General features: G+C 40.0%; 5 protein-coding genes. All 5 read right to left on the reverse strand.

Features of this window, described 5'->3' with window-relative positions; genetic code table 11:
* Positions 1-166: 166 nt before the first annotated feature.
* From leuB to AC1WHX_RS09615, 5 genes are read right to left on the reverse strand one after another with little or no spacing between them, the layout of a single operon-like run.
* Positions 167-1,237 (reverse strand): 3-isopropylmalate dehydrogenase, encoded by a 1,071-nt coding sequence (gene leuB / locus AC1WHX_RS09595; protein ID WP_122338271.1) that lies wholly within the window; start codon positions 1,235-1,237, stop codon positions 167-169.
* Between the two features lie 12 nt (positions 1,238-1,249).
* Entirely contained in the window at positions 1,250-2,794 is a 1,545-nt protein-coding gene (locus AC1WHX_RS09600; protein WP_122338272.1) for an alpha-isopropylmalate synthase regulatory domain-containing protein, read from the reverse strand.
* A gap of 2 nt (positions 2,795-2,796) precedes the next feature.
* Positions 2,797-3,390: a 3-isopropylmalate dehydratase small subunit gene (gene leuD / locus AC1WHX_RS09605; RefSeq protein WP_022389700.1), complete on the reverse strand. Its 594-nt coding sequence runs from the start codon at positions 3,388-3,390 to the stop codon at positions 2,797-2,799.
* Between the two features lie 30 nt (positions 3,391-3,420).
* The gene (gene leuC / locus AC1WHX_RS09610) at positions 3,421-4,824 is read right to left on the reverse strand and encodes a 3-isopropylmalate dehydratase large subunit (RefSeq protein WP_303116422.1); all 1,404 of its coding nucleotides are present in this window, start codon (positions 4,822-4,824) and stop codon (positions 3,421-3,423) included.
* 18 nt (positions 4,825-4,842) lie between these two features.
* The gene (locus AC1WHX_RS09615; protein WP_122338274.1) at positions 4,843-6,339 is read right to left on the reverse strand and encodes a 2-isopropylmalate synthase; all 1,497 of its coding nucleotides are present in this window, start codon (positions 6,337-6,339) and stop codon (positions 4,843-4,845) included.
* Positions 6,340-6,518: the final 179 nt, after the last annotated feature.

Raw genomic sequence — 6,518 nt, forward strand, 5'->3', positions numbered from 1 at the left:
AGTAGAATAAATTATTTTGATTACTATTTGAATTTCGTACGAGTCAGTTTTGAGAATGTTTTTATCGGAAAATTTAAGCGATTTTGAGATTAAATAATTAAAAAAGACAGGATACTATCTTACTTATAAGGACGGTATCCTGTCTTGGAAAATAGATACAGCTTAATTATTTATTTTTGATATAATCGGCAATCCATTGTCCTACTTCTGAAGTTTTATAAGACTTTCCATTTTGAGCTAAATCTTCTGTTACGATACCTGCTTCTATCGAAGCATCAACAGCTTCACGAATCATTTTGCCTTCATCCATGAGATTAAATGCATATTCGAACATAAGGGCTGCTGATAAAATCGTTGCTACAGGGTTAGCGATATTTTTGCCTGCGGCTTGCGGATAAGAACCATGTATCGGTTCGAATACTGAAGTATGAATACCTATGGAAGCAGAAGGAAGCATACCTAATGATCCTGTAATTACCGATGCCTCATCGGTAAGTATATCACCGAACATATTTTCGGTAACGATTACATCGAATCGGTTAGGCCATTGTATCAGTTGCATCGCAGCGTTGTCGACAAACATGTATTCGGTAGTGATTTCAGGATATTGTTTTTCTATTTCTTGAGCAACTTCACGCCATAAACGAGAAGTACACAAAACATTGGCTTTATCTACGACCGTAACTTTTTTATTTCTTTGCTTAGCATATTTGTAGGCAAGATGCACTATTCTTTCTATTTCTTCCCGGCTATAAACACATGTATCGTATGCAATAGTTCCGTCTTCACTTCTTCCTTGAGGACGTCCGAAGTAGATTCCTCCAGTCAATTCTCGAATGCACATCAGGTCGGTATCTTTTACGATGTCTGCCCGTAAGGGGGATTTGTATATAAGTGAATGGAATGTCGAGACAGGACGTATATTGGCATACAATCCTAATTTTTTTCTCATTCCGAGTAATCCCTGTTCTGGTCTGACTTTGGCAGACGGATTGTTATCATATTTCGGATCTCCGATAGCCCCGAATAATACAGCATCTGATTGCATACATAATTCGTGAGTTTCGTCAGGATAAGGATTCCCTGTTTTGTCGATAGCGCAAGCTCCTACTAAAGCATGCTTGTATGAAAGTTCATGTCCGAATTTTTCACATACGGTTTTTGTCACTTTCAACGCTTCGTTTACGATTTCTGGTCCTATACCGTCACCCGGTAATACGGCAATATTCAATTTCATGATTTTTTTTGTTTATACGGTTTCTGATATATTATCTTGAATTTTTTCTATTTGGTTCAACATTTTAATAGTAGCCTGTATGGCTGCTTCTGTCTGGTCTGCATCAAGGCCTCTGGTTTTGAACGTATGGCCTTTGAAATTCCATGTAATAACTGTCTGAACAAATGCATCTGTACGGCCTCCCGGTGGAATATCGACTGTATAGTTGATGAGTATCGGGAATGTCTTTTTTAGTTGATATTTGTATATTTTTCGCAAAGCTTTGACGAAAGCATCATATTGTCCGTCTCCTGTTGCCGTTTCTTCATATTGTTCACCATGAATCTCTATTTTTATGACTGCGACCGGATGCAAGCCTTGGGCGAGTGAAAGTGAATAGTTGAGCAAATGTATCTTTTGGTCTTCTGAGTCGTGATTCAGAACATCTGAAATAATATACGGAAGATCATCCTGAGTTACTTGTTCTTTTTTATCACCTAAAGCAATGATCCGTTCTGTAACTTTTTTCATTGAAGTTTCATCTAACTCGATCCCCAGAGCTTCCAGATTTTTTTTGATATTGGCTTTGCCGGAAGTTTTTCCAAGTGCATATTCTCGTGTACGTCCGAAACGTTCGGGGAGCAAGTCGTTAAAGTAGAGGTTGTTTTTACTGTCTCCGTCAGCATGCACTCCAGCACATTGAGTGAAAACATGTTCCCCGATAACAGGTTTGTTGGACGGAATTCGTACGCCGGAGTAAGATTCTACTACTCGACTTACCTGATTTACTTTACGTTCGTCGATATTCGTTTTTGTTTGTAGTTGATCGTGCAGTACCGCTAATATACTCGATAAAGGAGCATTGCCGGCACGTTCTCCTAATCCGTTTATAGTACAATGAATCCCCTGTATTCCGGCCTTTGCTGCAGAATAGACATTTGCCACAGCGAGGTCGTAATCGTTGTGAGCATGAAAATCGAATCGAATCTCCGGATAACGATTTATCATTGATTTACAATAATCGTATGAAGAGTAAGGGTTTAGTATCCCTAAAGTATCGGGAAGCATGATACGTTCGATAGGTTCGTTTTTTAGAGCATTTACAAGTTGAAAAACGTATTCGGGAGAATGTAACATACCATTCGACCAATCTTCCAGATATATATTTACTTGAAGGCCGTTTATTTTTGCAAAAGATATTTCCTTTCGGATTGCTTCTATATGTTCTTCCGGAGATTTCCGTAATTGTTGTGTGCAATGTTTCAGAGAGCCTTTACATAGCAAATTCGCAACTTTTCCTCCGGCCTTCTTAATCCATTTTATAGAAATACCGTTATCCAGAAATCCGAGAATTTCGACTTTATTCAAGTGACCGCGTTTCCCTGCCCATTCACACACTCTTTTTACAGCTTCGAATTCTCCTTCAGAGACTCTTGCCGATGCAATTTCAATGCGATCTACACGTAATTCTTCTAACAAAAGTCTTGCAATACTGAGCTTTTCCTGAGCTGCGAATGAGACTCCCGATGTTTGTTCTCCGTCGCGCAGAGTCGTATCAAGTATTTCTATTTGCCGCATATTTATCTGTTTTGAGACTTTTCCCACGCTTCTATTCTATCCTTTCTGCTTAATAAATAGTCTATATCATCATATCCGTTAAGCAGGCAATCTTTTTTATAAGGATTTATTTCGAATGATTCTTGAGAGCCATTGTAGTTGTTCGTAATTATCTGATTTTCCAGATCTACTGTGACTGTGGTTTTCGGGTCGGAGGCGATTGCTCCGAACAGATCTGATAGAAAATTCTCAGAAACCACGACCGGAAGAACACAGTTGTTTAATGCATTGTTTTTAAAAATATCGGCAAAAAAACTTGAAACGACAACTTTGAATCCATATCCGGCAACAGCCCATGCGGCATGTTCTCGACTCGATCCGCTTCCGAAATTTTTTCCCGCAACCAAAACAGTGCCTGAGTAAGTGGGATCGTTTAATACAAATCCGGGAATAGGATTTCCTTCTTTATCGTAGCGCCAGTCTCTGAATAGGTTATCGCCGAAACCCTCTCGGGTAGTTGCTTTTAAAAAACGGGCAGGTATAATCTGGTCTGTATCGACATTTTCCATAGGAAGTGGGATACAGGTAGAGGTCAGAGTTTTAAATTTATCGGTCATATTTTTTATTTCTAAAAGATTATATAATAATTATTGCATAAAATTTCGGGGATCGGTAATTTTCCCTGTAATGGCAGCGGCAGCAGCGACAAGAGGTCCTGCCAAAATCGTTCGTGAACCCGGACCTTGTCTCCCTTCGAAATTTCGGTTAGATGTGGATACGGCATATTTTCCGGAAGGAACTTTATCGTCATTCATTGCGAGACAAGCAGAGCATCCGGGCTGACGAAGTTCAAATCCCGCTTCTGTTAAGATTTTATCCAATCCTTCTTTCCTGATTTGTTTTTCTACCGCCCAAGAACCGGGTACTAACCATGCGACTACATGATCAGCCTTTTTATGTCCTTTTACAAATTCGGCAAAGGTTCGGAAATCTTCGATACGTCCGTTTGTACAACTACCGAGAAATACATAATCGATCGTTTTCCCTTCTAATTTTTCACCGGGTTTGAATCCCATGTAATTTAAGGACTTGATAAAAGATATTTTACCGGCTTCATCAATCTGTTCTAATGCCGGAATCGTGTCGCGTATTCCCATTCCCATTCCGGGATTTGTCCCGTAAGTAATACGAGGTGCAATATCCGAAGCGTCGAAGAATACCTCTTTATCAAATACAGCATCGGCATCACTATACAATTCTTTCCACTGTTTCAGCGCTTTTTCCCACTCTTCTCCTTTAGGGGCAAATTCTTTATCTTTGACATAAGCGAATGTCGTTTCGTCAGGGGTGATCATTCCGCCTCTTGCACCCATTTCAATACTTAGGTTACATACTGTCATGCGCCCTTCCATACTCAGTGAGCGAATCGCCTCTCCGGCAAATTCTACAAAATAACCGGTTGCGCCGCCTGTAGTCATTCGGGAAATTACATAGAGAGCTATATCCTTTGCCGTAACCCCTTTTCCAAGTTTTCCGTTAATAGTGATTCTCATTCTTTTGGGTTTAGGTTGTAGAATACATTGTGTCGCCAGGACCATCTCGACTTCGCTTGTCCCGATTCCGAATGCAATAGCTCCGAAAGCTCCGTGAGTAGATGTGTGGCTGTCCCCGCAGACAATGGTCATTCCCGGTTGTGTCAGTCCGTTTTCCGGTCCTATAACATGAATAATTCCATTCTTTTCGTGTCCGAGTCCGTATAGAGTAATACCGAATTCCTTAGCGTTTCTACTTAAAGCTTCTACTTGGTTTCGGGATATGGGGTCTGCAATCGGTTTGTCTTGGTTCAATGTCGGTATATTATGATCAGGTGAACAAGTCGTACGGTCGGGACGGAATACTTTCAATCCACGTTCTCGCAAACCGTTAAATGCTTGAGGGCTGGTCACCTCATGACAATAATGTCTGTCGATGTATAATTGTGTGGGTCCGCCTTGTATAGTAGAAACTACATGTGCATCCCAAATTTTGTCGAATAATGTTTTTTTAGACATGATAAATGATGTTGTTTATTAAACGATAAATTTATTAATAGCGTCGATAAATGCCTCGACAGATGCTGCTACAATATCTGTATTGGCTGAGAAACCATAATAGTGTACTCCTTCATAAGAAACTGTTATATGCACTTTTCCGACATCGTCACTTCCCTTTGTGATAGCTTGAATTAAGAATTCTTGTACGGTCATTTTACGGTGAATTATTTGTTTTACCGCATTTATTGCTGCATCTACGGGTCCATTACCGGAAGCTGCCGCTTCGAATTTCTCTCCGGCGATATTTAAGCCGATACTGGCGACGGGGCGCATGCCGATACCTGAAGTTACCTGCAAATAGTCGATTGCGATGCGGGCATTTGCCGAACGGTCTTTTCCTACAAGCATCAATATGTCATCATCATTTATGTCTTTTTTGCGATCGGCAAGTTTCAGAAAATCTCTATATGCCTTATCCAGTTTTTCTTTGTCGAGTTCGACTCCGAGAATGTGTAGGCGATGTTTTAATGCTGCTCGTCCGCTACGGGCGGTTAATACGATTGAATTTTCGTCGATACCGACATCTTTAGGATCAATGATTTCATAACTTTCACGGTTTTTCAAGACTCCGTCTTGATGTATTCCCGAAGAATGAGCGAAAGCGTTACGTCCTACAATGGCTTTGTTCGGTTGCACCGGCATATTCATCAAACTTGAAACCATACGACTTATACCATATATTTTTTGTGTATTGATGTTAGTTTCTATGTTAAGGTCGTGATGACTTTTAAAAATCATGGCAACTTCTTCTAGAGATGTATTTCCAGCACGTTCTCCGATACCGTTTATAGTAACTTCAGCTTGTCTTGCCCCATTCAATATTCCTGAAATTGTATTTGCCGTGGCCATTCCCAGATCATTATGACAGTGGGTAGCTATGGTTACTTTATCGATTCCTTCTACATTTTCTTTTAAGAAACGTATTTTGCGCCCGAATTCATCCGGAAGGCAATATCCTGTAGTATCCGGTATATTTACTACCGTAGCGCCGGCTTTTATTACAGCTTCTATGACTCGGGCTAAATATTCATTGTCTGTGCGTCCGGCATCTTCTGCGTAGAATTGGACATCTTCTACAAATTTTTTTGCATATTTGACCGCCGATACAGCACGTTCGATGATTTCTTCCCGAGTGGAATTGAATTTGTATTTGATATGATAATCAGATGTACCTATTCCGGTATGTATTCGTCCGTGTTTGGCATATTTTAATGCTTCTGCGGCCACTTTTATATCATTTTCTACTGCTCGTGTCAGAGCACAAATGGTAGGCCACGTTACTGCTTTAGAGATTTCTACTACTGAGTTGAAATCTCCCGGACTGGATACCGGAAACCCGGCTTCGATAACATCAACACCTAGCCCTTCGAGAGCTTTAGCTACCTGAATTTTTTCTACGGTATTCAATTGGCAGCCGGGAACTTGTTCCCCGTCTCGCAATGTAGTGTCAAAAATGAATAATCTGTCAGACATAATTCTATTGTGTTTTTATCTTTATTTTCTATATAAAAAAACCTTTCAGCACTGGAAGTGAGAAAGGTTCTATATTTATTTAAGTATTTATCTCTTCTATTTTTTGTACACTGGCTCACTTCCTATTAATCGTTCTCAATAGAATAATAATCTGTAAACCTAGTAGTAGCGTTATAAAC

It is taken from the genome of Coprobacter sp., from assembly GCF_982436375.1.

What these genes read in the sequence shown, in the direction of transcription:
- leuD (WP_022389700.1), bottom strand. Translation starts at nt 3,390, where the DNA reads ATGACCGATAAATTTAAAACTCTGACCTCTACCTGTATCCCACTTCCT.
- leuB (WP_122338271.1), bottom strand. Translation starts at nt 1,237, where the DNA reads ATGAAATTGAATATTGCCGTATTACCGGGTGACGGTATAGGACCAGAA.
- leuC (WP_303116422.1), bottom strand. Translation starts at nt 4,824, where the DNA reads ATGTCTAAAAAAACATTATTCGACAAAATTTGGGATGCACATGTAGTT.
- AC1WHX_RS09600 (WP_122338272.1), bottom strand. Translation starts at nt 2,794, where the DNA reads ATGCGGCAAATAGAAATACTTGATACGACTCTGCGCGACGGAGAACAA.
- AC1WHX_RS09615 (WP_122338274.1), bottom strand. Translation starts at nt 6,339, where the DNA reads ATGTCTGACAGATTATTCATTTTTGACACTACATTGCGAGACGGGGAA.